This window comes from Bradyrhizobium sp. WSM1417, from assembly GCF_000515415.1.
Lineage (GTDB): Bacteria > Pseudomonadota > Alphaproteobacteria > Rhizobiales > Xanthobacteraceae > Bradyrhizobium.
Window position 1 is genome coordinate 5,807,909 of the sequence record NZ_KI911783.1, and the last position, 24,823, is coordinate 5,832,731.

Annotated in this window: 26 protein-coding genes; 15 read left to right on the top strand and 11 right to left on the bottom strand. The window is 64.1% G+C overall.

Annotated elements, in window-relative coordinates; translation table 11 throughout:
- Window positions 1-48 precede the first annotated feature (48 nt).
- Window positions 49-1,818, bottom strand: a complete 1,770-nt coding sequence (locus tag BRA1417_RS0128565) for a CYTH and CHAD domain-containing protein (protein ID WP_027518712.1) — start codon at window positions 1,816-1,818, stop codon at window positions 49-51.
- Window positions 1,819-2,137: 319 nt separating this feature from the next.
- Here BRA1417_RS0128565 and BRA1417_RS0128570 point away from each other — a divergent pair, with 319 nt between their 5' ends.
- The gene (locus tag BRA1417_RS0128570; RefSeq protein WP_027518713.1) at window positions 2,138-2,950 is read left to right on the top strand and encodes a helix-turn-helix domain-containing protein; all 813 of its coding nucleotides are present in this window, start codon (window positions 2,138-2,140) and stop codon (window positions 2,948-2,950) included.
- A gap of 116 nt (window positions 2,951-3,066) precedes the next feature.
- On the top strand, window positions 3,067-4,044 hold the full coding sequence (locus BRA1417_RS0128575) for a tripartite tricarboxylate transporter substrate binding protein (RefSeq protein ID WP_027518714.1): 978 nt from the start codon (window positions 3,067-3,069) through the stop codon (window positions 4,042-4,044).
- 40 nt (window positions 4,045-4,084) lie between these two features.
- Here the strand turns inward: BRA1417_RS0128575 and BRA1417_RS0128580 are convergent, their stop codons facing one another.
- On the bottom strand, window positions 4,085-4,792 hold the full coding sequence (locus BRA1417_RS0128580; RefSeq protein ID WP_027518715.1) for a GntR family transcriptional regulator: 708 nt from the start codon (window positions 4,790-4,792) through the stop codon (window positions 4,085-4,087).
- Window positions 4,793-5,057: 265 nt separating this feature from the next.
- Between BRA1417_RS0128580 and BRA1417_RS0128585 the strand changes: the two genes are divergently transcribed.
- From BRA1417_RS0128585 to BRA1417_RS0128610, 6 genes are all read left to right on the top strand, one after another.
- Entirely contained in the window at window positions 5,058-6,044 is a 987-nt protein-coding gene (locus tag BRA1417_RS0128585; RefSeq protein ID WP_027518716.1) for an ABC transporter ATP-binding protein, read from the top strand.
- Between the two features lie 42 nt (window positions 6,045-6,086).
- Window positions 6,087-7,376 carry a PotD/PotF family extracellular solute-binding protein gene (locus BRA1417_RS0128590; RefSeq protein ID WP_007602563.1) on the top strand — a complete coding sequence of 430 codons (1,290 nt, stop codon included), beginning with the start codon at window positions 6,087-6,089 and terminating at the stop codon, window positions 7,374-7,376.
- 4 nt (window positions 7,377-7,380) lie between these two features.
- The gene (locus BRA1417_RS0128595) at window positions 7,381-8,340 is read left to right on the top strand and encodes an ABC transporter permease (RefSeq protein ID WP_027518717.1); all 960 of its coding nucleotides are present in this window, start codon (window positions 7,381-7,383) and stop codon (window positions 8,338-8,340) included.
- A 3-nt stretch (window positions 8,341-8,343) separates the two neighbouring features.
- Window positions 8,344-9,222, top strand: a complete 879-nt coding sequence (locus BRA1417_RS0128600; protein ID WP_027518718.1) for an ABC transporter permease — start codon at window positions 8,344-8,346, stop codon at window positions 9,220-9,222.
- A gap of 4 nt (window positions 9,223-9,226) precedes the next feature.
- A complete protein-coding gene (locus BRA1417_RS0128605) occupies window positions 9,227-9,958 on the top strand; it encodes an aspartate/glutamate racemase family protein (RefSeq protein WP_027518719.1) in 732 nt (243 codons plus the stop codon).
- A 176-nt stretch (window positions 9,959-10,134) separates the two neighbouring features.
- On the top strand, window positions 10,135-10,629 hold the full coding sequence (locus BRA1417_RS0128610; protein WP_027518720.1) for a hypothetical protein: 495 nt from the start codon (window positions 10,135-10,137) through the stop codon (window positions 10,627-10,629).
- A 165-nt stretch (window positions 10,630-10,794) separates the two neighbouring features.
- On the opposite strand, the gene BRA1417_RS0128615 is transcribed toward BRA1417_RS0128610, so the two are convergent.
- Window positions 10,795-11,157, bottom strand: coding sequence for a hypothetical protein (locus tag BRA1417_RS0128615; protein ID WP_027518721.1), 363 nt, complete (start codon window positions 11,155-11,157; stop codon window positions 10,795-10,797).
- A gap of 103 nt (window positions 11,158-11,260) precedes the next feature.
- Window positions 11,261-11,563, bottom strand: a complete 303-nt coding sequence (locus tag BRA1417_RS0128620; RefSeq protein ID WP_027518722.1) for a hypothetical protein — start codon at window positions 11,561-11,563, stop codon at window positions 11,261-11,263.
- Between the two features lie 109 nt (window positions 11,564-11,672).
- On the opposite strand from BRA1417_RS0128620, the gene BRA1417_RS45015 reads away from it, so the two are divergent.
- Complete coding sequence (locus BRA1417_RS45015) at window positions 11,673-11,837, top strand: hypothetical protein (RefSeq protein WP_198034864.1); 165 nt, start codon at window positions 11,673-11,675, stop codon at window positions 11,835-11,837.
- Between the two features lie 2 nt (window positions 11,838-11,839).
- Here BRA1417_RS45015 and BRA1417_RS0128630 read toward each other — a convergent pair whose 3' ends face one another.
- Window positions 11,840-12,370 (bottom strand): gamma carbonic anhydrase family protein, encoded by a 531-nt coding sequence (locus tag BRA1417_RS0128630; RefSeq protein ID WP_027518723.1) that lies wholly within the window; start codon window positions 12,368-12,370, stop codon window positions 11,840-11,842.
- A gap of 90 nt (window positions 12,371-12,460) precedes the next feature.
- The gene (locus tag BRA1417_RS0128635; RefSeq protein WP_027518724.1) at window positions 12,461-12,790 is read right to left on the bottom strand and encodes a hypothetical protein; all 330 of its coding nucleotides are present in this window, start codon (window positions 12,788-12,790) and stop codon (window positions 12,461-12,463) included.
- Between the two features lie 220 nt (window positions 12,791-13,010).
- Between BRA1417_RS0128635 and BRA1417_RS0128640 the strand changes: the two genes are divergently transcribed.
- A complete protein-coding gene (locus BRA1417_RS0128640; protein WP_027518725.1) occupies window positions 13,011-13,718 on the top strand; it encodes a hypothetical protein in 708 nt (235 codons plus the stop codon).
- A 532-nt stretch (window positions 13,719-14,250) separates the two neighbouring features.
- The gene (locus BRA1417_RS0128650) at window positions 14,251-14,646 is read left to right on the top strand and encodes a PaaI family thioesterase (RefSeq protein ID WP_245286281.1); all 396 of its coding nucleotides are present in this window, start codon (window positions 14,251-14,253) and stop codon (window positions 14,644-14,646) included.
- Between the two features lie 20 nt (window positions 14,647-14,666).
- Here the strand turns inward: BRA1417_RS0128650 and BRA1417_RS0128655 are convergent, their stop codons facing one another.
- The 3 genes from BRA1417_RS0128655 to cysE form a co-directional block, all read right to left on the bottom strand.
- Window positions 14,667-15,857: an FAD-binding domain gene (locus tag BRA1417_RS0128655; protein ID WP_027518727.1), complete on the bottom strand. Its 1,191-nt coding sequence runs from the start codon at window positions 15,855-15,857 to the stop codon at window positions 14,667-14,669.
- Window positions 15,858-15,951: 94 nt separating this feature from the next.
- Window positions 15,952-16,170: a DUF3126 family protein gene (locus BRA1417_RS0128660; protein ID WP_007602550.1), complete on the bottom strand. Its 219-nt coding sequence runs from the start codon at window positions 16,168-16,170 to the stop codon at window positions 15,952-15,954.
- A gap of 152 nt (window positions 16,171-16,322) precedes the next feature.
- Window positions 16,323-17,147 (bottom strand): serine O-acetyltransferase, encoded by an 825-nt coding sequence (gene cysE, locus BRA1417_RS0128665; protein WP_007602549.1) that lies wholly within the window; start codon window positions 17,145-17,147, stop codon window positions 16,323-16,325.
- Window positions 17,148-17,421: 274 nt separating this feature from the next.
- Between cysE and BRA1417_RS0128670 the strand changes: the two genes are divergently transcribed.
- Both BRA1417_RS0128670 and BRA1417_RS0128675 read left to right on the top strand, forming a co-directional pair.
- Entirely contained in the window at window positions 17,422-18,780 is a 1,359-nt protein-coding gene (locus BRA1417_RS0128670) for a hypothetical protein (RefSeq protein WP_027518728.1), read from the top strand.
- Between the two features lie 307 nt (window positions 18,781-19,087).
- A complete protein-coding gene (locus tag BRA1417_RS0128675; RefSeq protein WP_027518729.1) occupies window positions 19,088-20,929 on the top strand; it encodes a caspase family protein in 1,842 nt (613 codons plus the stop codon).
- Between the two features lie 181 nt (window positions 20,930-21,110).
- Here BRA1417_RS0128675 and BRA1417_RS0128680 read toward each other — a convergent pair whose 3' ends face one another.
- Window positions 21,111-21,866, bottom strand: coding sequence for an alpha/beta fold hydrolase (locus tag BRA1417_RS0128680; RefSeq protein WP_027518730.1), 756 nt, complete (start codon window positions 21,864-21,866; stop codon window positions 21,111-21,113).
- Between the two features lie 34 nt (window positions 21,867-21,900).
- On the bottom strand, window positions 21,901-23,037 hold the full coding sequence (locus BRA1417_RS0128685; RefSeq protein ID WP_027518731.1) for a hypothetical protein: 1,137 nt from the start codon (window positions 23,035-23,037) through the stop codon (window positions 21,901-21,903).
- A gap of 304 nt (window positions 23,038-23,341) precedes the next feature.
- Here BRA1417_RS0128685 and BRA1417_RS0128690 point away from each other — a divergent pair, with 304 nt between their 5' ends.
- Both BRA1417_RS0128690 and BRA1417_RS0128695 read left to right on the top strand, forming a co-directional pair.
- Entirely contained in the window at window positions 23,342-23,587 is a 246-nt protein-coding gene (locus tag BRA1417_RS0128690; RefSeq protein ID WP_007602543.1) for a zinc-finger domain-containing protein, read from the top strand.
- Between the two features lie 19 nt (window positions 23,588-23,606).
- Window positions 23,607-24,809 carry an FAD-dependent monooxygenase gene (locus BRA1417_RS0128695; protein WP_027518732.1) on the top strand — a complete coding sequence of 401 codons (1,203 nt, stop codon included), beginning with the start codon at window positions 23,607-23,609 and terminating at the stop codon, window positions 24,807-24,809.
- Window positions 24,810-24,823 lie beyond the last annotated feature (14 nt).

A 24,823-nucleotide genomic window follows, 5' to 3' on the forward strand; every position in this document is an offset into this window, starting at 1 on the left:
GCCATCCCCCAATGGCTGGCCGCAACTTTTTTGGGGGATGTACTTCGCTCAGTCCTGCGGCGTCTGCCGCGACCAGGGCACGCGCGCGGCGGTGAAATCGCGCCACGTGCTTTGCAAGGCAGGCTGCCTCCCGATCGACGCGCGCGCCTGCCACCCGGCAATCGCCGCCGCGGCAATGGCGCAGTCGGGCTCGGCACCGAGCCCGTCGAGCAATGATGCCGTCACCGCCATGTCGTTGAAGGCGCCGAGCTGCTCCTGCAGGCCGGCCAGCCTGCGCGAGAATTTTCGCGTGGATTTGCGGTCCGCGAACAGCGGCAGCAGAAACTCGCTGAGATAGCGCAGCCGCTTGGTCGCGAGCCGCACGCGGTGCAGACCTTCGGCGGAAAGCGACTTGAAGCGGCGGCCGCGCCTGAGCACCTTCGCATATTGCTCCGACAGAATGCGCTGCGCGAAATTGACGGCGGGTTCGGCGAGTTGGCCGAGATCCTGCGCGGCGACGTCGTTGCGCCAACCCCGCGTCTCGATCCAGCTGCCGAGGCCGATCAGGAACATCGCGCAGCGGCGATCTTCAAGCGCGCCATGCGCCTTGCGATAGGCATCCGACTGGCGCTCGGCCGCAACCAGGCCCAGCGCATCGAAGCCTGCGATCGACGGACAGGCCCTCGCGATGGTCGGCAAGGTCTCGAGCCGGAACACATCCCAGTCGCGCGCGGCGGACAAATCCTGCGCCAGCCATTTGGCTTCGGTTCGCAGCGTATCGACGTTGCTCGACACGCCCGCCGAACGCATCAGATCCAGCACCGATCGCAGCCGGCGTAGCGAGACGCGCAGCTGATGGATTCCTTCCGGATTGCGGCCATCCTCGGCAGCCGGCAGCGACTGAAGCAGATGGAGGAAGCAGGAACGCAGGATTGTCGCGAACGCCTCGTCCAATGTCACCGACGGATCGAGACGAAGTTTTCGCGGACGCCGCGCCGAGGGCGGCTTGTCGGCGCCAAGATCGAACCCGCGCGCCGATTTGGTGCGGATGGACGGCATTACGTCGCCGTGCTCTGCAAGCCGCAGCGCGATCTCGTAGATCGCGCTCGCGCTGCCGCTCTTGAGCTCCAGCTCGATCTCGCTCACGGGCAGTGAACGGTCGCCGGCCGTCAACTCGCCCCGGTCGAAGGCGATCTCGACCGTGCCTGACGGCAGGTCAATCATCCGCGCATGACGATGGACATCGGCGGTGACGACCGCTTCGAGCGGCCGCGCTTCCACTCGGCCGCGAAGCTTCTCCGGAATGAAGGGCATCGCGAGAGCCAGATCAGGCGCAAGCGACGGTACCCCCGTCTCCCACTCACCACGGCGCAGCGGATCGTCCGCCGCATCGGTCTTGACGGTTTGCACGAAGCGCGCACCGCTCTGACGAACACGCAAGCTCAAGCCGTTGCGACGCAACGTCCGCTCCGGCGTGTCGTAATAGACGGACTTGAGATGTTTGCGCGTGCCCTTGTTGCGCGCGTTCGCCGCGATCACGGGCGCAGCGTTGAAATGCGCCATGCGATCGGCATCGACGAGAAGCTTGAGTTCGATCTCGCCGGCGGCGTGCGCCGCAGCGCTCGACGGGATTGGTTCCGTTGCCGGTTCCGCGGCATGCAATGGCGTCTGATCGATCACAGCGCCCTCGACGATCCCAGGTTCCGCGACGAGCTCGGCGGGTTCACGCTGCCTGAAGAAGCCGGCTGCGACTTGCGTTCTCTTGTTGTCCTTCGCAGCAGGATTGCCATCCCGCGCGCTCGGATGCTTGCGAACCGGCGTTGCGTCTGACTTCAGCATTTACAGGTACATGACAGTTCAATGACAGAGCGTCATCGTATAGCCGGTGCGGCTCGCGAGCACTAGTCACGTGACGTCGCAGCGCCCGACTTCCACACGAGACTACGAGCGACTTGACCACAGGAACTAAATTGCCGCCGGGCGCAGCAAGCGATCGAATTGTCTGCGAATCCCGCCCTTCTCGAAACCGAGATGAACGCGTCAGCGAGCTTGACTCATGCCAGCCTTCCCGCAATCGGTAGCGATGGCGTCGAGCGCGCTGCCCTGTCCCTCCGGTTGCTTCATCGGCTAGCGGCACAGGCAATCACAAGGAGCTGCCATGACGTCGTTCCGTCCCGTCATCGCGTTGTCCAGGGGCCTCGAAGTCCTGCGGGTGATCAACCAGGAACGGCAGTCGACCGTCGGCTCGCTGCACAAGGCGACGGGGCTCAACAAGGCAACCATCGTCCGCATGCTCGAGACGCTGGAGCACGAAGGCTATGTGGTGCGCCGGACCGAGCCGGCCAGCTACGCGCCGACGGGACGCGCGCTGCTGCTGAGCGCAGGCTATGACGAGCCGACCTGGATTGGCGGCATCGCCGAACCCATCCTCAACAAATTCCGCAAGCAGATCCACTGGCCGTCAGACATTGCCGTGCTCGATCAGGAGTCTATGGTCATCGCCCACACGACGCGCGTGGATGGATCGCTGCTGTTCAGCCGTCCGCCGGGTTTTCGCTTTCCTGTTCTCGGCACCTCGATGGGGCGCGCCTATCTCGCCTTCTGCGAGCCCGCCGAGCAGGAGCGCATTGCCGCTCGCCTTGCCCTCGGTCCCGAGCCCTGGAACGATCTGGCGCGCAATCCCGTCAGGCTTGCCAAAGTGCTGCGCACGATCCGCGACGCCGGCTTCGCGGTCATGGATGAGACCTACAGCCGCCGCGTCTTCGGCGGCGCAGTGTGGGCGATTGGCGTACCCGTCGTTTTGCGGAATCGGCTGTTCGGCAGCATGAACGTGATGATGCTTCGCGAGGCGGTCGGTCTGGAGGACGGCGTGCGGCGCTTCGTACCTCCGATGAAGAAAGTCGCTTCCGCACTTGCGGAGGCGCTCGGCGCCAAGCTTGCCGCGCCGGGTTCTCCTGCAGGTCGGCGATAATCATTTCACACAGTGAAACGATATTTTGATTTCTTGACCCTCCTCCTTGCCCGTGTGACACCTCGTTGCGGTGGCTGCCGGCTGCCCAATGACACAGGGAAAAGGGGGAGGCCGAAGTGCGGACATCCGCGAGAATTTGGGCTGCCGCGATTGCATGCCTGACGATAGCCGCTTCTGAAACGGCTTGGGCCGAGGCCTGGCCGACCCGGGCCATCAAGATCGTCGTCTCCACGCCGGCAGGCGGCATCACCGATGCCTTCGCCCGCGCCTATGGCGACTATATCTCGCAGAAGCTTGGCCAGCCGGTCATTGTCGAAAACAAAACCGGAGCCAGCGGTGCGCTGGCAGCACAGTCGGTAAAGGATTCCCCGGCCGACGGTTACACGCTGATGTATACGATCTCGTCCACCTTGCTCGGTAACCGGCTGCTGCTGAAATCGCTGGCCTATGATCCGGACAAGGATTTCACGATCGTCGCGGTGACGCCTTCGGGGCATCTGCCGCTGGTGGTCCATTCCGCCACGAATGCAAAGACGATCGAAGAGTTCGTCGCGTACGCACGTGGCAACAAGGTCACGGCCGGCTCATACGGGATCGGCTCGTTCGCGCACATTGCGATCGCCGAGCTCAACCGGCAATTCGGTCTGGACATTTCCATCGTGCACTACCGCGGCGAAGCGCCGATGTGGCAGGATTTGGCCGCCGGGGTGATCCAGGCGGCGGTCGGCAGCTATCAGGCTGCGCTTCCGGTGCTCGATACCGGCATCGGCCGCCCGATTGCCGTGCCGACACCGGTGCGCATGAAGAAGCTGCCCGAGACCAAGACATTTGCCGAACAAGGGGTCACCGGCAATGTCTTCCAGCTCATCAGCTTTACCGCGCTGGTGGCGCCCGCTGCGATGCCGGCAGACCGGATCGACATACTTGCCAAGCTGATGGTCGAAGGCGGCAAGACGGAGCGCGTGCAGAAGCTGCTCGATGCCTTCGGCGTCGATCAGCCGGCCATGGATCGCGCGTCCTCGCTTGCGCTTTACGAAAAAGAAGGGCCGATCTGGCTCGAGTCGATCAAGACGCTCGGATTGGAGCCGCAATAGCCGCCGCCGCGCTCGCCCGGGTGCGGACACCTCCTGGAGGTCAGTCCCCGAGCACATCCGCGAGCCGCAACTCGTCGGCGGCGGGATCCTTCAGGAACAGCTCGGCCTCGATCTCGTTCAGATGCGACAACATCTGCGCGCGCGCGGCCTCCCTGTCGCCTTTGCGGATCGCGGCGACGATCCCGGCGTGATGATCGGTGCCGCAGGCCGGCGTGTCGTGCCGGCGGTAGAGCAGGATGATCAGCGAGGAGCGCGCAATCAGCTCCTTGAGAAAACCGAGATAGATGCTGTGGCCACTCATCTCGGCGACGAGTCGATGGAAGTCACCGGAGAGGCGGACCAAAGCACGCGCGTCGCCACGCAGCTCCGCCTCGCGCTCTTCGGCAAGATGCCGCTGGAGACGCCCGATCCAGGCCGGCGACACCGCGTCAACGGCGTGATCGACGATCGTCGGCTCGATCAGGCGGCGCGCCTCGAACACTTCGCGGGCGTCCGCAGGCGTCGGCCGCGCGACGAAGGCGCCGCGGTTCTTCTCGATGTTGACGATGCCCTCATGGGCGAGCTGTTGCAGCGCGGTGCGAACCAGCGTTCGGCTTGTGCCGTAGATCTCGCCGATCTCGTCCTCACCGAGTTTCGTGCCGGGCAGCAGGCGATGCTCGAGGATCGCCGCAGTCACGCCTTCCCGGATGCGGCTGACGCGATCGCTCGCATCTGGCGCGTCGGATTTCGGTCGGGACTTGGCGGCCATGGGGGTGAGGACTCGATCGTCGAAGATGGCGGTGAATCCTAATCGACCAGCTGTATCCAATCACAGGCGAAACTTTATACAATTCGCGCCTGTTTTGTGTGCACGCAACTGCGAAGGCAGCGAGCCACCCAGACCCATGCGATTCAATCTAACGATCTGACTCCGCTGTACTGTTTTGGAATTCGGCCGGCCGAGAACGATTCAAGCGGGATTGGCATGGACCTTGCGGAGAGAGGCGCAGCATCGCCCTCGCCCCGGACACGCCATGGCCACTCCCGCCGCCCTCGAACTGGTCGCCGTCACCAAGCGCTACGACACGACGCTGGCGGTCGACACCGTCAATTTGAAGATCCCGGCCGGCACCTATTGCTGCCTGCTCGGCCCCTCCGGCTGCGGCAAAACCTCGACCTTGCGCATGATCGCCGGCCACGAGGCGGTCAGCGAAGGCGACATCATCCTGGGCCCGCAGAACGTCACCGATCTCGAACCCGCCAAACGCGGCACGGCGATGATGTTCCAGTCCTACGCGCTGTTTCCGCACCTCACCGTGCTCGACAACGTGGCGTTTGCCCTGAAAATGCGCGGCATCGACCGGGTGACGCGGCACAAGCGCGCCGGCGAGTTGCTCGAGCTGGTCGCGATGACGCCCTACGCGGCCCGCCTCCCCGCGCAACTCTCCGGCGGCCAGCAGCAGCGCGTCGCGCTCGCCCGCGCGCTGATCACCGAGCCGCAGATCCTGTTGCTCGACGAGCCGCTCTCTGCGCTCGATCCGTTCCTGCGGGTGAAGATGCGGGGCGAATTGAAGCGGCTGCAGCGCGAGCTCGGCATCAGCTTCGTTCAGGTCACGCACGGCCAGGAAGAGGCGATGGCGCTCGCCGACCACATCGTGGTGATGAACCAGGGCAGAATCGAGCAGCAGGGAAGTGCCCGCGACATCTTCCATCATCCCCGCACCGAATTCGTGGCGCGCTTCATCGGCGGTCACAACGTCCTCAGCGACGCAGGCAAACTCATCGCCGTGCGCGCCGATCAGCTCGGCATCGTGCCGTTCACTGACGGTGCCTTCGGCGCGCCGGCGCTGCTGACCCAGACCGAGTACCAGGGCTCCTACATCGCCGTCTCGCTCACGCTCGAAGACGGGACCGCCCTGTTCTCCCACCTTCCCGAGGCCGCCTTCGACGTCCACCAGTTCCGGCCGGGCGATCGCGTGCTGGCCATTTGGGATCCCGCCAAGGCGCAACGTCTGCAATAGCGCCGATCAATCACCGGAATGCGCAACAGAGGAGCGAGTGATATGACCGAAACGACCAGGAAGAAGGGCCTTAGCCGCCGCACGCTACTGAAGAGCACCGCGGGTCTCGCCGGCCTTGCCGCCGGCTCCGGCGCCATCACCGGCTTCCCTTATGTCATGTCGGCCGAGCCGAAGGTGCTGCGCTATCTCGGCACCGCCGTGAACGAGGGCGACGAGATCTCCAAGCAATGCCTGAAGGACACCGGCATCAAGATCGAATACATCACCGCGACCACCGACGACGTCACCAAGCGCGTGATGACCCAGCCGAATTCCTTCGACGTGCTCGACACCGAATATTTCGCGCTGAAGAAGATCGTGCCCTCTGGCAACATCCTTGCGCTCGACGCCAGGAAGATCAAGGAATTCGACAACATCACGCCGGTCTTCACCAAGGGCGTCACTCCCGGCGGCAAGAAGATCGGCGGCCAGGGCACCGCGCCCTGGAAGGTGCTCTATCTCGAAGGCAAGGATTCCAAGAAGTTCGCGACGTCCGCCACCGAATTCGTCACCCTGATCCCGACCGTCTACAACGCCGACACGCTCGGTATCCGCCCCGATATCATCAAGCGTCCGATCAGCTCGTGGGCCGAGTTGCTCAACCCTGAGTTCAAGGGCAAGGCCTCGATCCTCAACATCCCCTCAATCGGCATCATGGATGCCGCGATGGTCGTGGAAGCCACCGGCAAGTACAAATATGCCGACAAGGGCAACATGACCAAGGAAGAGATCGATCTCACCATGAAGGTGATGACCGAGGCCAAGAAGGCCGGTCAGTTCCGCGCCTTCTGGAAAGACTTCAACGAGAGCGTCAACCTGATGGCCTCGGGCGAGACGGTCATCCAGTCGATGTGGTCGCCGGCGGTGACGAAGGTCCGTTCGATGGGCATTGCCTGCACCTTCCAACCGCTCAAGGAAGGCTATCGCTCCTGGGCCTCGGGCTTCTGCGTCTCCAAGGGCGTCTCGGGTGCGAAGCTCGAATGGGCCTATGAGTTCGTCAACTGGTTCCTGTCCGGCTACGCCGGCGCCTATCTCAACCGCCAGGGCTACTACTCAGCCGTGCTCTCCACCGCGAAGGCGCATATGGAGCCTTACGAGTGGGCCTATTGGATGGAAGGCAAGGCGGCCGAGAAGGACATCAAGGCGCCCGACGGCTCGCTGCTGGAAAAGGCCGGCGCCGTGCGCGACGGCGGCTCCTACGAGGACCGCATGGGCGGCGTCGCGTGCTGGAACGCCGTGATGGACGAGAACGACTACATGGTCCGCAAGTGGAACGAGTTCATCGCAGCGTAATCTGATGGACACGTCGGAGGACATTTTGCAACAGGTATCCCCGGACCTGGTCCGGGGATCGGAGACGGCGCGCCGCAGCAAAGCGGCGCGGCTGTCGCCCTCCTTCATCTCCTGGCTCCAGGCCGGGCCGATGATGCTGGTGTTCCTCGCCTTCTTCCTGATCCCGCTCGTCTTCGTCGTCATCGTCTCGTTCTGGGATTACAACGAATACCAGTTGCTGCCGGCCTTCTCGGGCCGCGGCTACACCGACACGTTCGAGGGCTGCATCGCGCAGCTTCCCGATCTCTGCACGATCGCCAAGACTTATCTGAAGACGCTGAAGCTTTGTTTCCTCGTATGGGTCATCACCCTCTTCATCGGCTTCTGGGTCGCCTACTTCCTCGCCTTCCACGTCAAGTCGAAGACCTGGCAGATGGGACTGTCGCTACTCTGTACGATCCCGTTCTGGACCTCCAACGTGATCCGCATGATTGCCTGGATCCCGCTGCTCGGGCGCAATGGCCTTGTCAACTCAGGCTTGGTGAAGACGGGGCTGATCAACCATCCCGTTGAATGGCTGCTGTTCTCCGAGTTCTCCGTGGTGCTGGCGCTGGTGCACCTTTTCACCTTCTTCATGGTGGTGCCGATCTTCAATTCGATGGTGCGCATCGACAAATCGCTGATCGAGGCCGCCTATGACGCCGGCGCGACCGGCTTCCAGACGCTCGTCAACGTCATCATCCCGCTCGCCAAGCCCGGCATCGTGATCGGCTCGATCTTCGTCATCACCATCGTGATGGGCGATTTCATCACCATCGGCGTCATGGGCGGGCAGCAGATCGCGGCCGCCGGCAAGATTATCGAAACGCGGGTGAACGCGCTGCAATTCCCGGCCGCCGCCGCCAACGCCGTGATCCTGCTCGTCATCACGTTCCTGATCATCACCATGATGTCGCGCATCGTCGACATCAAGAAGGAGCTCTAGAGCATGAAGGAAGGACGCCCGCGCTCTTTCTACGTGCTTGCGATCTTCTTCGCGGCCTACACGCTGTTTCTCTACGGTCCGATGATCGCGATCTACGTGCTGTCGTTCCAGGGGCCGCAGGGCGGCCTCACCTTCCCGATGAACGGCGTGTCGACTTTCTGGATCGCAAAACTGTTCCAGGGCACCGGCATCGTCGATCTCGGCGCGGCCTTTCGCCGTTCGCTGCTGCTCGGCATTATTGTAATGATCGTCACCGTCGTGCTGTCGGTTGCCGCCGGCATGGCGTTTCGCCGCAAGTTCAAAGCGCAAGGCATCCTGTTCTACTCGGCGATCGCGAGCCTCATCGTGCCCTCGATCATCACCTCGCTCGGCATCTCGCTCGAATTCCGCATCATCGACGATCTGATCAAGGGCACCTTCAACGAGAATTTCGAGACCTCGATGGGCCTGCTCACTTCGGGCCTCGGTGCACATCTGACCTGGACGCTGCCGTTCGGCCTGCTCATCATGTTCGCGATCTTCAACCGCTTCGACCCGCGGCTCGAGGAAGCCGCGCGCGATCTCGGCGCGACGCCGTGGCAGGCCTTCCGTCATGTCGTGCTGCCGATCATCCTGCCCTCCGTGATCGGCATTGGACTGTTCGGCTTCACGCTGTCCTGGGACGAACTCGCGCGTTCCAGCCAGGCGATCGGGGCGGTGAACACGCTGCCTCTCGATCTCCAGGGCCTCACCACCACCGTGACGAATCCCGACATCTACGCACTCGGCACCGTGATCTCGGCCGTCTCGTTCACGGTGATCGCGCTTGCGCTCGGCACCATCCACATGCTCAACAAGCGGCAGGCGGCCAAAGGCTCGGACGCCGGCAAAGGGCTTGTCTGATCTGATGCGGCTTCACGTCGTCAACCCCAACACCACGGCGTCCATGACGGCGAAGATCGCCGCTGCGGCGCGCAGCGTCGCCCTGCCCGACACATTGATCGATGCGCGCCAGCCCGCGATGGGCCCGGTCTCGATCGAGGGATTTTACGACGAGGCGTTCGCGGTGCCCGGCATGCTCGGCTGCATCCGCGAGGCCGATCGCGACGGCGCGGACGCGCACATCATCGCCTGCTTCGACGATACCGGCCTCGACGCCGCGCGCGCCGCGGCAAAGGCACCCGTGATCGGCATTGGCGAGGCGGGCTTCCACATGGCGAGCCTGATCGCCGCGCGCTTCGCCGTGGTGACGACACTCGGTGTCTCCATCGTGCCGATCGAACATAATTTGCGGAAATACGGCCTCGCCGATCGCTGCGTCCGCGTCCGCGCTGCCGAGATGCCGGTGCTCGCGTTGGAGGAGCGCAACACCGATGCGCTCGCAAAAATCTCCACGGAAATCACAGCCGCGATCCGCGACGACCGCGCAGAGGCCATCGTGCTCGGTTGCGCCGGCATGGCCGATCTCGCCAATGAACTCGCCGCCACTCACGGCCTGCCCGTGATCGACGGCGTCGCCGCCGCGGTGACCTTTGCGGAATCACTGGTGCGACTGGGACTGAAAACCTCCCGGCTCGGACCCTATGCGGCGCCCCGATCCAAGACCTATTCAGGTCCGTTTTCGCCGTTTCAGCCCTGATCTCTTGCCCCTGACGGGCGTTCGGAGGCCTCAAGGCCTCATGATTGTTGGTTTTTTTGCTCTTGGCCTCTTTTTGGTCCCATTCATTGCCGAAACGTAACGCTTTCGGGACCCCCGGTAACCTGAGGTTGCCGGTCTTCGCCACTCACCAAGTTTCAATTTGGGTTTTGTCAGCGATGATCGATCTCGCAGAGGACGCACCGTCCAACCCGCTTCTTCGCCTCGGCGCCCAGCCGATCGCGCTGACCGCCGCCGCCCTCCTCCTGCTGATCGCCGGCGTGACCTCGATCGCGATCTGGCGCGCCTATACCGGCTCAGCCCCCGAGACCGACCGGGTGGTGGCATCGCGGCAGCTGCAGGCTCGCACCGCCCAGGCCTCCGAGCAACTGGTCGAGAAGACCAAGGGGCTGGAAGCAACCCAGCAGGAATCGATTGACCAGCTCCAGGTCGTGCAGGACCAGCTTCAGAGTGTGAAGCGCTTGCTCGCATTCCAGCAGGCCGACACCAAGCGTCTGTCCGAGCAGGTCACGACACTCAATGAGTCCATCGACGGCCTGCGGCAATCCTTTGCCAGCGCCCGAGCGACCGAGGCGGAGGCTCCCTCGGTTACCCGCAGGAAACCTGCACGGCATCGCGTCCAGGCCAGTGCACGCAAGCGCTCGCGCGGCTGAGCAGTCGGCGCCGCCTAAATTTTTGGACTTGTGAACTGGATCACATTCGCCCGTATGATTCCAAGCGATGCTCGCCGTTACCGGATGGCGTGAGCCGATTTCAATGTCCGGGGCTGGCAAGGTCGTTGACGGTATATTGCGTCAGCGACCTTGTTTTTTAACGGGTCATTCGCAGACGTCGACGGCACGGAATCGCCAGCCCGACGGCGTCATGACGCGCTTGCGCACGACGTAGCAGCCGCCATAGCCACCATCGTCGTAACCGGTACCATAGTAATAGGGATCGCCGTAATACGGCTGGCCATAGCCGTAATAGCTGCCGTAATAACCCGCGCCGGCGATACCCGCCCCGATGGCGATTCCCGGCCAGAAGCCGCCGCCGCGCCAGTGGCCGCCGTGACCCCAGCCGCCACCGTGGCCCCAGCCGCCACCACCGTGGCCGAAACCGCCCCGCGCCTGGGCGGCCTGTGGGGCTGACAGCCCGACTATCGCGACGGCCAGCGCCGTCAACATCATCTTGCGTAACATCACTCGATCCTCCGCGTGGAGACGCTCCACGCTTCAAAGCACGACCAAGCTAATTGGCTTGCGTCGTTCCTGACAGCCTCACTGTCTCACTTCCCCGCGAGCATCAGCAGCCGCGGCAGATGCTCTTGAGCTTCTTGTCGAGCAGCCGGTCCTCGGCGTTGACGGCGGCATCGGTCCCCCTACCCCCGCCTGCGCCGGTGGTGCCTCCGGATGCAGCATTCGCACCGGACGATTGGGCGGTGCCCAGACTGTTGGTGCCGGGCGCAGTCGCCGGAGAATTGGCCACACCTCCGGCCGATCCCGCCGAGCCGCCGCTCGCTTGCGCGAACGCTACGGCCGGCATCGCGGCAAGGGCGAAGATCACGATCACAGTCTTGATTGAACGGGCTGTAGGCAATCCGGCCATTGAAATCTCCTTCGCCGGTCAACCGCCGCAGCAATGACCGGTTCCGGAACAAATGACGTCGCATCAGCTTGAAACCGGAAGGCTCCGGAAACAGGAAGGCGCAGTCACGATGAACGATCGCGATGCTTTTGCAGAAGGCGAACGCGCAGCGCGTCAAAACATTCCGGCGGAAGCCAATCCGTACCAGGACGGCAGCGACGAGCATGCCCTTTGGTCCGCGGGCCACGAGAAGGTCGCAAGCGCACTAGAAGCACGCGAGTCCGAAGGAAGCTGAGCTCACCCGATCCGCTTGAGGCCCTTGGTGAAGCGCGGGCCGTTCGCGACGTAGAACTTCGCCGCGCTCCCCATCTTCTGCACCTGGGCGTCGTCGAGCGTGCGGATGACCCGCGCCGGCGAGCCGATGATCAGGGACCGTTCGGGAAATTCCTTGCCCTCGGTGATGACGGAGCCGGCGCCGACGATGCTGTTGCGGCCGATCCTGGCGCCGTTCATCACGATGGAGCCCATGCCGACGAGTGCGCCCTCCTCGATGGTGCAGCCGTGCAGGATGACGTTATGGCCGATCGTACAGTTCCTGCCGATGTGAAGCGGAAAACCGAGATCGGTGTGGCAGGTCGAGCCGTCCTGCACGTTGGCGCCCTCGCCGATCTCGATCCACTCATTGTCGCCGCGCAGCACCGCACCGAACCAGACGCTCGCGCCCGGCTTCAGGCGCACGCGGCCGATCACGGTGGCGGTCTCGGCGATGAAGTAGTTGCCGTCGGCGGGAAGGTCGGGCGCCTGCCCGTCGAGCTCGTAGATCGCCATGAGGGTCTCCTGTCGGGTCAACCCCAGCCATAGCGAAACGGCAGCCTCGACGCAAAGGCCTGCCGCGCAGGCAGCCCTACAGCAGGCGCATCAGACCAGAACGCCGGCCGCGCGAAGCGTCATCAGGACGAAGGTGCCGCTCATCATGCTCCAGAAGCCGGCGATGACGGTGGCCATCATCACGAATTCGACGCGACGGCTCTCCAGCTGCCTGCCGCGCAGGGTGTTGCGCATGATGATGAAGGGCGCCGCGAACACCAGGAACGGAACCGCCGCGAAAGTCTTCGGCGCCACGCCGTCCTGCAACAGACCGAAGCCGGCGGGCCGCTGTGCGACGGTCTGGTATCCGCTCACGAGCGCTCCCGCGAGCGCGAAACCGATGCCGATCGAGAAGAATGTGTTGAGAGCTTCAGGTGCCATCGGAACGGTCCGCCCTTACGCAACGCGAGGTGCCTTCCTGTGACAAAGAGTGCCGGTTAACGCTACATTATCCTTAAGGGAAGGTTAACGCCGCCAGCCGTTCCACGCAGGCCTCTCTCCCTTCCCTGCAGCGGGTGAACGCTCCGCGAAACCACCGCCGCGTGGCATATTCGCCGCTGATTCGTCGGCCATCGGCCGACTTCCGGCTCATTCGCGGCTCATGACGGTGTTTTCGGCAATTTCCCCTCAGTCTCCCCGGGCGCGCAGCCGGGCCCACGTGGTCCCGATCGTGCTCGGCGGCATTGCCGCGGTGTGCGCCGTCGCGCTCGTCGCCTATTTGTTGTGGCCGACCTGGGGCCCGAGCGGCGCGAGCGCCCCGGACAAGCTGCCGGTGAGCGTCGGTGGCACGCTGTTCAACCTGCCGACCACCGCGATCCGCATGAAGATCCAGCGCCACTCCGGGCCGCAGGAGCGGATCGATCTCGACTTCCTGTACCCTTCGCTCGAGCCGCCGGGCGCGCCGAAGCACGTCACCGCCGACAGCGTGGACGCGGCGATGCAGCCGATCGACCGCATCTTCCTGTCGATCGCCGCGCATCGCGATGCGCTCTCGCCCGAGCAGCGCGTAGCCACGATCTATCCGCGCTATCTCGACCAGGCCGCGGCAACGCCCCAGGACGGGTTGACGATGCGGATGTTCCGCGCCGATACGCCCTACGGCAGCGAGGATCTCTATTCGGCCGCAAGCCCCTCGCTGACCGCGCGCTGCACCCGCGATGGGGCGACGCCCGGCATGTGCCTCGCCGAACGCCGTGTCGGCGGCGCCGACCTCACCTTCCGCTTTCCGCGCAGCTGGCTGTCGCAATGGCGGGATGCGGCGGAAGCGATGGAGAAGCTGACGGCGCAGTTGCGGGGACCAAAGGGGTAAGCGGCCGCGCGGCCCGCGAGCCTCCAAAACAAAACTGCGAAAACAACCCCATGCACAGTAGCCAAGTGCCTGGCATGACTTCGTATTTTTTGGGGAAACTCGATCCCCTCCGATAATTCGTATTTTTCGAAAAACATTTGACGCGTCGGGCAAAACAGAGGCAGAATGGCAGGGTGGGAAATTGATTGATGGTGCGTTGCCCTCAGAGCGAGGGCAGATCGTATGTCATGATGACCCGCGTCTTGCCGAGATAATCAAGCTCCTCGATCGGCTGCCAGCGACGGGACGCGTAATAGGCCGGCAACGTCCCGACGTGTAGAGGTACAGCCGTCGATAGCCCAGCTCCGCGGTGCGAGCCACGGCGGCATCGATGAGCGCGTTGCCAACTCCCCGACTGCGCTCCGTCGCGGGCACGAACAGTTGCGCCATCCACGGCGACAGCGCAGGGCGTATCGTCATCATCGCTACTTGGCCTTGCGCCGGAGCGCCTGCTTGATACCCTCGCCATTGAGAAACCGGTGCGGTGATCGATGTGAACGATGCAGCAGCAAACCTCCCGCCGGGCGCCCAGTTGCTGGGACGGGAATGGCTTGGCTTCGACGAGAGCGGGCATGCACTGATCCGCTTCCAGGCTCAGCCGGCTTTCACCAACAGGCACGGGACGATCCAGGGCGGATTTCTGGCCGCGATGCTGGATTCAGCCACGGGAATTACCGCGCTTGCGGCCATCGCTGCGGACCTCACGCTCGTGACACGGAGCCTCGACACGCATTTCCTGAAGCCCGTCGGCGTCGGGACGATTACGGCGAGAGCACGCATCGTCGAGAGAACGGAGCGCGAGATGGTCGTGCAAGCCGATCTCGTCGATGTGCACGGGGTGACGGTCGCGGATGCCACCGCGCGACTGCGCATTCTCAGGAAGAGCTAACGATCAAAGCCGCGGGCAATTCAAACGCCGATCTCCTTGTGATCGCGCCAGCGATAACTCGGCAGATCCAGCTTGTCGGCAAGGTCTCGGCCAATAGCGAGTCTCGCCGCGCCTGGCAAGGAGAACGCCCTCACGACCTGATTGCGAAACCACAATCCCCATGACGTCCGCGGTGCAAATGCCGCGGCGAAGCGCTCGGCTCCGCGCTGCTTGGCGCCGATATAGCTGCGAAGGCGGGTCTCATAGGCGCTGAATGCTTCCTCGTGGCGCCCGTCGGCGCGTGCGAGTTCTCCCGCAAGCACATAGGCAGAGATCATGGCCAGAGCCGAGCCCTGCCCGGCGACGAGCGAGACGCAGAACGCAGCGTCTCCAATCAGCGCGACGCGGCCCCGCGACCAGCCGTCCATCCTGATCTGGCTGACCCGGTCGCAATACAAATCGTCGGCGCGCTCGAGTTCGTTCAGAATGTCTGGGCATTCCCAGCCGGCGTCGCGATAGAGATCACGCAGCTGTGCCTTTGCGGCAGGCCCGCCTGCATCGCCGCGAAACACGAAGAGGAACAAGGTGCGATCATCGCGCAGCGCGAAAAGGCCAATCATACGGCCCGGCCGGTTGTGCATCAGATACACATTCTCGTCGCGACGGCGATAGCCGCGGGTTTCGAATGCCGCGACGCCATAGCCGAGATTCCTCTCGAATGTCTCGATCGAGCCGAACGCAAGGCTGCGTACCTGCGAATGCAGGCCGTCAGCACCGACGACGAGATCGAAACGTCGGCTCCCGCCGCGCCGCAACTGGACGTCGACCCATTCGGACTGCTGCTCCAGGCCAACGATCTCCTCATCGAAGATCGTTTCAACACCATCGCGGACCGTACCGTACAGCAGGCGCGACAGATCGCTTCGTGCCAGAGTGACGTAACGCCCGCCTGTGAGATCGTCGAGGACGTTCGTACCAAATCCGGCGACTCGCCGGCCGCGATCGTCGACGATCCGCATTTCCCTGACGCGATAGCCGGCGCTTTCGATCGCCGGCAACAGCCCCATCCGCTCGGCGATGTCGTAGCCCAGTCCCCAGAAATCGATCACGTAGCCGCCACGACGAAGCGCGGGCGCGCGCTCAACCAGCGTCGGCTCGTATCCTCCGGCACGCAGCCAATAAGCGAGCGTCGGCCCGGCAATCCCCGCCCCGGAGATCAGCACAGTTCGCATGGACGGAATGTGGGAAAAGCGCCGGCCGATCGCACCGCCGCGTCAAACACTAAATGGTGAGGGCGGGAAGTTCCGCCTCACCAATCGGGTCGCATCACTCCTGGTCGACCAGATCGTCCTCGAGGATCGCCATCTGGAACTGGAACGAGCGATCGTCGTCCTCGTCATCGACGAAGAGCACACCGATGAATTCCTCGCCGATATAGACCTCGGCGGAATCATCCTTCTTCGGCCGCGGCACGACGCGGATCTTGGGATTGCCGAATACGCGCTTCAAATACGCGTCGAGCTTCCTAACTTCCTTGACGTCCACGGCAAGTCTCCAATCGAAATCTGGGTTGGCGCGGGTTTTAGGACGAGACGCGACCAACCGCCAGCATGAATTGCCAAAAGAATTGAGGGACGAAAGGGACGGAAAATCCGCCCCCTTCCGACAAGCTCGAAGTCCCGCCTCAGAGTCCCACCTCAAAGTCCCATGGCGTTGATCATCTGATCCATGGTGCGCGACGGCTCGGCGCAGCCGGCTTCGCCGACGACCTTGGCGGGCACGCCTGCGACCGTCACGTTGTGCGGCACGGGTTTGACCACCACCGAGCCCGCCGCGATGCGCGCGCAGTGACCGATCTCGATGTTGCCGAGGATCTTCGCGCCGGCACCGATCAGGACGCCGTGACGGATTTTCGGATGGCGATCCTCATTCTCCTTGCCGGTGCCGCCGAGCGTGACGCCATGCAGGATCGAGACGTCGTCCTCGATCAGCGCCGTCTCACCGCAGACGAAGCCGGTGGCGTGGTCGAGGAAGATGCCGCGGCCGATGCGCGCGGCGGGATTGATGTCGGTCTGGAATACCGCAGACGCCCGGCTCTGCAGATAGTACGCAAAATCCTTGCGGCCCTTCAGATAGAGCCAATGCGCGAGGCGGTGGGTCTGGATGGCGTGAAAGCCCTTGAAATAGAGCAAGGGATCGATGAAGCGCGAAGTCGCGGGGTCGCGGTCGTAGACGGCCACGAGATCGGCGCGAAAGGCGTTGCCGAGATCGGGATCGTCGCGCAGCGCCTCGTCATAAGTCTGGCGCACGAGATCGCCCGACAGCGCGGAGTGATCGAGCCGGTCGGCGACCCGATGGATCACCGCATCTTCCAGGCGACTGTGATGCAGCACCGTCGAATAGATGAAGGTCGCAAGCTCCGGCTCGCGATGGACGATGTCCTCCGCTTCGCCGCGGATCCGATCCCAGATCGGATCGAGCGTTGCGAGCTTTCCTCCCGGATTGACCTGATGCACTGCCATGAGATCTGCTCTTTCGAATTGGCTCGTTTCGGTGGTTCTATAACACAGTCTAGGCGACAAAGTCCTGACGGGCTTGCCTGAGAGTGAACAGTGCGTTGCTCCGCCGGGCATGCCAACGCGTTGAATCGCAACAGTTTCTTCCGAGACCCCGGGCGGCAAGGTCGGCTCAAAATGGTCAGGGTTTCGCCAAATTCAAGCCGGGCGGTGTCAAACTATTGGTGAATTCCGCCTCAACGGTGATTGCGGGCATGGTCCGAGTGAGGACGGAGCGGATTTGACCATCACCACTGATCATGCGCGCGCGGGCGCCGCGGGCTCACTCTGGCTGCGGCTCGCCGCGGTCGCCCTGCCGCTCCTGTTGATCGCGCCGGCGTTCTGGAACGGCTATCCGCTGTTGCAATGGGATACCGGAGGCTATTTGGCGCGCTGGTACGAGGGCTATCTCGTCCCGAGCCGCTCCACCGTGTTCGGCATCTATCTGCACTATGGCGAGAGTTCTGGTTTCTGGATCAACCTCGCGGTCCAGTCGCTGGCGACGCTGTGGCTGTTGCAGCTCACCTTGCGCGTACTCTCGATGATGCAGACGGTCCGTTTCGTCGCGATCAGCCTGCTCCTGATCCTGTCGACCGCGCTGCCCTGGCTTGCGAGCATGTTGCTCACCGACATTTTTGCAGGCCTGTCGGTGCTGTCGCTATTCCTGCTGGTCATCGGTGGGCAGCGGACCTCGGTGCTCGAAAAAATCTCGCTGTTCGTCTTCACCGCCTTTGCCGCCGCGACCCACAGCGCCACGCTCGGCGTGCTGCTCGGGCTCTGCGTCGCCGGCTGGATGGCGCGACCGTTGCTGGGGGGCCGGCTTCCGACCGCCGGATTGGCCCAAGCGAGCCTCACCATCGTCGCCGGCGGCCTGATGCTGGTATCGGCGAACCATGCCTTGTCGGGCAAATGGGCCTGGACGCCCGGCGGCACCGGCGTCGCCTTCGGTCGCATGATGCAGGACGGCATCGTCGCGCGTTATCTCAACGACCACTGCCCCCGCGAAAAGCTCAAGCTCTGCCCCTATCGCGACCAATTGCCGGCGACCGCCGACGAATTCCTGTGGGGCAAGAGCATGTTCAACACGCTCGGCCGCTTCGAGGGCATGAACGACGAGATGGGCACCATCGTCGTGGGTTCGCTCAAAGACTATCCGGCCTGGCAGGCCGGCGCGGCGTTGCGGGCGATGGGCCAGCAATTGCTGCATGTCGCGACCGGCGAAGGCACCAATGGCTGGATCCCGCACACCCGCGGCATCATCGAGCGCTATATCCCCTCACAGGCCGCGCCTATGCGGGCGGCGCGCCAGCAGAATTGGGCCCTCGACTTCGACACCATCAACTGGCTGCACGTGCCCGTCGCGCTGGCCTCGATGCTGGCGCTCGTCGTGCTGCTCGGCCACGCGCTCACACATCGCCGGCTGGACGATCTGACGTTGCTGGCGGCGACAGTCACGCTTGCGCTGCTCGGCAACGCCTTCATCTGCGCCGTCATATCCGGCCCCCACGATCGCTACGGCGCGCGGATGGTGTGGGTTGCGACCTTCACAGTGCTGACGGCGCTCGGGCGGCGACTTGGCGACGATGCTAAAGCGCGATGAGATTAGGATGCATCGTCATCGCGCTTGGTTCTTGTTTACGGAAGATTTCCAAAGATCAGCGATCCCTTGCCTTGCAACCTACCATCTAGGCGGAACCCGGGAGTCCGATAACAGCCTTACCGGACCCTAGCACTCAATTCCTCCACGCCTGCGAGGTCAGCTCGTGACCCCGTTGCAGACTTGCGGCCGCCGATCCGACGTCGCCTTTGGGCCGACGCAGATCGTAGCGTGATCAGGGTCACAGACCCACCACTTGCCTTTAGGCAGGCTACTAATATTCTGCTCATATTGTGGTTTGGGGCTCCAAGTGGGCGCGCTTCGGTTATTGGTTTTATTGCTTTTTGCGATCTGGCTTGGCGCCGCTCCGGCGCAGGCCGAGCGGCGTGTCGCGCTCGTGATCGGCAACTCCGCCTACAAGAGCGTGCCCCGGCTCGCCAACCCCGTGAACGACGCCACGCTGGTCGGCGGCATGTTCAAAAAGGCAGGCTTCGACGTTGTCGATACCAAGCTCGATCTCAGCGTCGTCGACATGCGCAAGGCGCTTCGTGAGTTTGGGGCCAAAGCGCGCGATGCGGACGTGGCCGTGATCTACTACGCCGGCCACGGCATCGAGCTGGACGGCAACAATTATCTGATCCCCACGGACGCGGCGCTGGAGACCGACACCGACGTGTTCGACGAAACCTTCCCGCTGGATCGGGTGCTGTTTGCCATCGAACCGGCGAAGCAGCTCCGTCTCGTCATCCTGGACGCCTGCCGCGACAACCCGTTCGCCAAGACCATGAAGCGCACCGTGGCCTCGCGCGCGATCGGTCGCGGCCTTGCCAAGATCGAGCCGACCAGCCCGAACACCATGATCGCATTTGCGGCCAAGGCCGGCTCGACCGCCTCGGATGGCGACTCCAGGAACAGCCCGTTCTCGACAGCTCTGGTCGAGCGTCTGCCGACGCCGGGCCTCGACCTGCGCAAGGCCTTCGGCTTCGTCCGCGACGACGTCCTCAAGAACACCGGCTACAAGCAGGAGCCCTATGTATACGGCTCGCTCGGCGGCGACGACGTCCCGCTGGTCCCGGCGAAGCCGGCAGCCGCTCCTGGACCGCAGGCAAGCCCTCAGGATGCGGTTCGCAGAGACTACGAGCTGGCCTTGCAGGCAGGCGAGAAAGACGCATGGCAGGCCTTCCTGCGGACGTACCCGGATGGCTTCTATGCTGACCTCGCCAAGGTCCAGTTGAGGAAGATCGAAGCTGAGCAAGCACGCGCCTCCGCCGCCGACAGGGCCCGGCAGGCCGAAGATGAGAAAGCACGGCTCGCGGCGGACCGCGCCAAGAAGGCCGAGCAGGACAAGGCGGCGGCTGCCGCGAAACTCGCCGAGGACGCCCGGCTCGCGGCCGAGAAGGCCAAGCAGGTCGAGGAGGCGAGAGCTGCCGCTGCTGAGCAGCGAAGGAAAGAGGCGGAGACGGCCGTCGCCAAGGCGCTTGCCGACAAGCAGGCGGCTGAAAAGGCTCTCGCAGACAAGATCGCGAGCGACAAGGCAGCGGCTGATCAGTCCGCAAAACTCGCGGCCGAGAAGAAGGACCAGATCGACAGCGAGCAGAAGGTCGCGGCCGTTGCGCCAGCGTCGTCGCCGCCGAGCCTGTCGCCTCAGGAGACCGCAAGGCTGGTTCAGTCCGAGCTGCGCCGGGTCGGATGTCTGTCCGCGGCTGCTGACGGCGACTGGAACGCCTCATCGCAGAGGTCGCTCTCGACGTTCAACAAGTATGCCGGAACCAAGTTCGACGCCAAGCTCGCGAGCTTCGAAGCTCTCGATGCGATCAAGGCCAAACCGGGCCGGGTCTGCCCATTGATTTGTGATCACGGTTTCAGAGCCGATGGCGACGCCTGCGTCAAGATCGCCTGCCGCGCTGGTTATCGCGTGAACGACGACAATGAATGCGAAAAGGCGCAGGAGAAGAAGCCGGTTGCTACACGTGACGATGCACAGAAGAAGGACGCCGAGCGAAAGCAGTCCGAGGGCAGCCCCTCAAGACCGCAGGCCAAGTCCAATGGTCAGATATTTTGTTCGACAGCTGGTTGTCGCCCCGTTCGACCGGGATGCCACCTTGAATTGAGCCGCTTGGCTGGAGTCGGACAATGGGAGATCTGCAATTGAGCACAGCAACGATTGTATGACGTAGCTCTATTGGGCAACGTCAGCGTGTGGCGCCGCCCTTAGCGAACTTCCAAATTCTTTGCGCATAATGGAGTGGACAGCTGTCCTGAACGGGTTGGACGGCCCCTTTATGGTGCGAGATTCAAGATCGTTCGGCGACGACGGGCCTGCGGACGAAACCTCAAGCGCGGCGTGACAGGAAATCGAGCACGCCGGTCTTGTAGACCTTGTCGCCGACCGCCCGCATGTGATCGCGGTTCGGAATGTCGAGCACTTCCGAACCCGGGATGATGGCGCCGAGTGCGCTGGCGGATCCTGCGACGTCGTCGGCGCTGCCGACCGCGATCAGCACGGGCACGTCGATGCGCGCGGCTTCGTCCTTCGTCATGAGATCGCGCGTGCCGCGCAGGCAGGCGGCCAGCGCCTTGCGGTCGGAACGGGTCTGGTCTGCAAAAGCACGAAACGTGCGGCCGACGGGATCGGTGACGTCGTCGAGCGAGGGCGCTTCCAGCGCCTTCGCGACGTTCTCGCCGGGCCCGGTGCCCTCGATCAGGCCGCCGATGCCGATGCCGCCGAGGATTGCCGAACGCAGGCGCTGCGGCTCGTTGAGGGAGAGCCAGGCCGTCATCCGTCCGCCCATCGAATAGCCCATGAGATCGGCCTGCGGGATGGCGAGGTGATCCATCAGCGCGAGCACGTCGCCGGCCATGGTCGGGATCGAGTACTGCGCGGGCTCGTAGAGCTTTGCGCTTTCGCCATGGCCGCGATTGTCGAGCGCAATGACGCGGCGGCCGTTCTTGCGCAGCTCCGAGACCCAGGTCGGATAGACCCAGTTCACGTTCTTGCTGGAGGCAAAGCCGTGCACCAGGATGATCGGATCGCCCTCGCCTTCGTCGAGATAGGCAATTTCAACGGCGCCGTTGTGAAAGCTCGGCATCATCAGTTCCGCAATCTTGAGGGGAAGAGGTATCTTAGGCCGAGACGGCAGCGCTTGCCAGAACGGCTTCGGCGGAGATCCGGGCCTGGCGAAGTCGCCGCGCCCGTCTGCGATCGCACCAGGCCTGGGTCAGGCGCTCCGTGGTCGCCTTGATCGAGGACAACAGGCCGAACAGCGTCAAGGCTGCACCGAACAGCCAGAGTGCGAGATTGAACGCCCCGCCGATCAGCAGCAGCGCGCCGCGGCCGAGCAGCTTCAGGATCGCGCGCGTCTTGCCGCCCTGCGCTTCCGCGAGCCGCGCCGCGCGTGCGACGTCCTTCGGACCTTCAGCGATGCGCAAGCTATCCATTGCGCCGCGCGTGCCGGTCTTCTCGACGACGCGCGTGACATCCTTGCCGAGCCGAACCAGCGCGCCGGCCTTCTCGGCGCGGAACGCCGCCTTGATCGCGCTCAAGGTCTGGCTCGGCCGCAGCACCGAGCCGGAGGCAACCGCGTTCTGGAGCATCGGCGTATCGACGACCTCGCGCGCGGACCGGCCGGCCCATGCCGCCAGTCCCTCGCCGAGCCGGCCCACCTTGCGCGCGTCCTTCACCAGCGTCAGCCCGGCGCGAACCGGCGCGGCACCGCCGACGGAGACGTAGGTCACGGCCGTAACCGCGAGACCCGCGGCCGCGAGGCCCAGCACCAGGCGATCGGTCTCCTCGCCCATGGCGAGGTGCTTGCCCTCGCGCACGACGTCCCTGATATCGCCGATGACGAAGAGATCGCCGGCCACGGTTCCCGACAGGCTCGCAACATCGTCCGCGTTGCCGGTGACGAGACCGGTGGCAAACCGTTTTGCGAAATGCGAGGTGGAATTTTCGGCTTTGACCGCATCGCCGACACGGCTCAGGAGGTCGTCAGGCAGCGCGATGTTGCGGTCGCGCGCCAACGCGACAAAACTGTCGGCAAGATCGGCATCGCCCGATGCGAGCGCGATCTCGATGTTGTCCTGAATCAGGCGGTCGTTGTGCCGCAGCAGCGCGTCGAGCTTGATCTCGGAGAGCGCGGCGGGATCGTCCTGGGCGGCCAGAATCGCGCCGGCCTCGCGGGCATGGGGTGCTACCTGCGCGAGCATGAAGCCGCACGCCACGATACCGGTCAATGCTGTGCTGATTCGCAACCACTTCATGCGGAGAGCCTGGACGGTCCTGAGATCGTTGACGCCTGACGGTTCGTCTTTCGTCGCAATTACGCTCGTCCACAGACATAGTATGCCAGAATTGCGACACAACGTCCCCGACGAAAGAAGGGCTTCTCTCAGGCCGCAAGATTGTGTCGAATTTGCATGAGCAAATGAGCATGGGGCATTGCGGGGCTTTCGGTTCCGCTGGGCTAGCAATCATCCACACCCACCAGTATGGTCCGCGGCGCCTTAATAATGCCGCGTCAGTCGTGATTGTGTCTGCCGCCATTGCCACTCCAGGATGAGTACGATGTCCGACCATGTCGTCCCGCACTTCCACAACGATGCCGGTGTCCCCGTCATCGAAATCGGCTCGCAAGAGTTCATGTGCGTGGGCGCCAACCCTCCGTTCGATCATCCGCACGTCTTCCTCGACCTCGGCAACGACAACGAGATCATCTGCCCCTACTGCTCGACGCTGTACCGTTTCGCCGCCGACCTGAAGGCGGGCGAAGCCCGTCCGCCGGAATGCGTCCTGAAAGACAAGGTGGCCTGACCGCTTCCATCGGCCAGGGGTGGCGCTCTCCCGAACGATTGTCATCGCCGGTGCCGGCATCGGTGGACTGACCGCTGCGCTTGCGCTCGCGGCCCGCGGCTTCCGCATCGTCGTACTGGAAAAGGCCGAGCGGCTCGAGGAAGTCGGCGCCGGTCTGCAACTCTCTCCCAATGCCAGCCGCGTGCTGGCCGAGCTCGGCCTCACCGAGCGCCTCAAGCTGCGTACCGTGATCCCGGAGGCGGTCTCGATCATGAGCGCGCGGGCCGGCGGCGAACTCTTGCGCATGCCGCTGGGAGAAGCCGCCGCCGCCCGCGCCGGCGCTCCCTATTGGGTGGTGCACCGCGCCGACCTGCAATCCGCACTCGCCGGCGCAGTCTCCGACCATCCCGATATCGACCTGAAACTCGGCGCGACCTTCGAAGACGTCGCGCCTCACGCCAAGGGGCTGACGGTCGTCCATCGCAGCGGCACGATCCGGCGCAGCGATCTCGCCAGTGCGCTGATCGGCGCGGACGGCATCTGGTCGACGGTGCGCCAGCATCTGTTTCCCGAGGTGCAGCCGCGCTTCTCCGGGCTGATTGCCTGGCGCGGCACGCTCGATGCCACGCAGCTGCCGAAGGACTACACCGCGCGCCGGGTCCAGCTCTGGATGGGCCCGAATGCCCATCTCGTCGCCTACCCGATCGCGGGCGGACGCCAGATCAACGTGGTCGCGGTGCTGCCGGGCACCTGGAACAGACCTGGCTGGAGCACGCCCGGCGATCCCCGCGAGGTGATGGACGCCTTCGCCGCGCCACATTGGCCGGCAGCGGCGCGCATGATGCTCGCCACGGTCGATAGCTGGCGGAAATGGGCGCTGTTCGGCGTCCCCGACGACTGCCCCTGGAGCCAAGGCCCGGTCGCGCTGCTCGGCGACGCCGTGCATGCGATGCTGCCGTTTGCGGCGCAGGGCGCCGGCATGGCGATCGAGGATGCCGCCGTGCTCGCGCAGCATTTGAGCCCTGAGGGCGCCGAGAGCACCACGGGCATCACGGCTGCGCTCAGACAATACGGCCGTACGCGCCAGACGCGCGTGCGGCGGGTGCAGCGGACCGCGCGGCAGCAAGGCCGCATCTATCATTTCACTGGCCCGCTCGCATACGCGCGCGATCTTGCGGTCCGCGCCCTCGGCCCGGAACGCATGCTGGCACGGCAGGACTGGATTTACGGCTGGCGACCCTGATGCGAGGCGCTGGT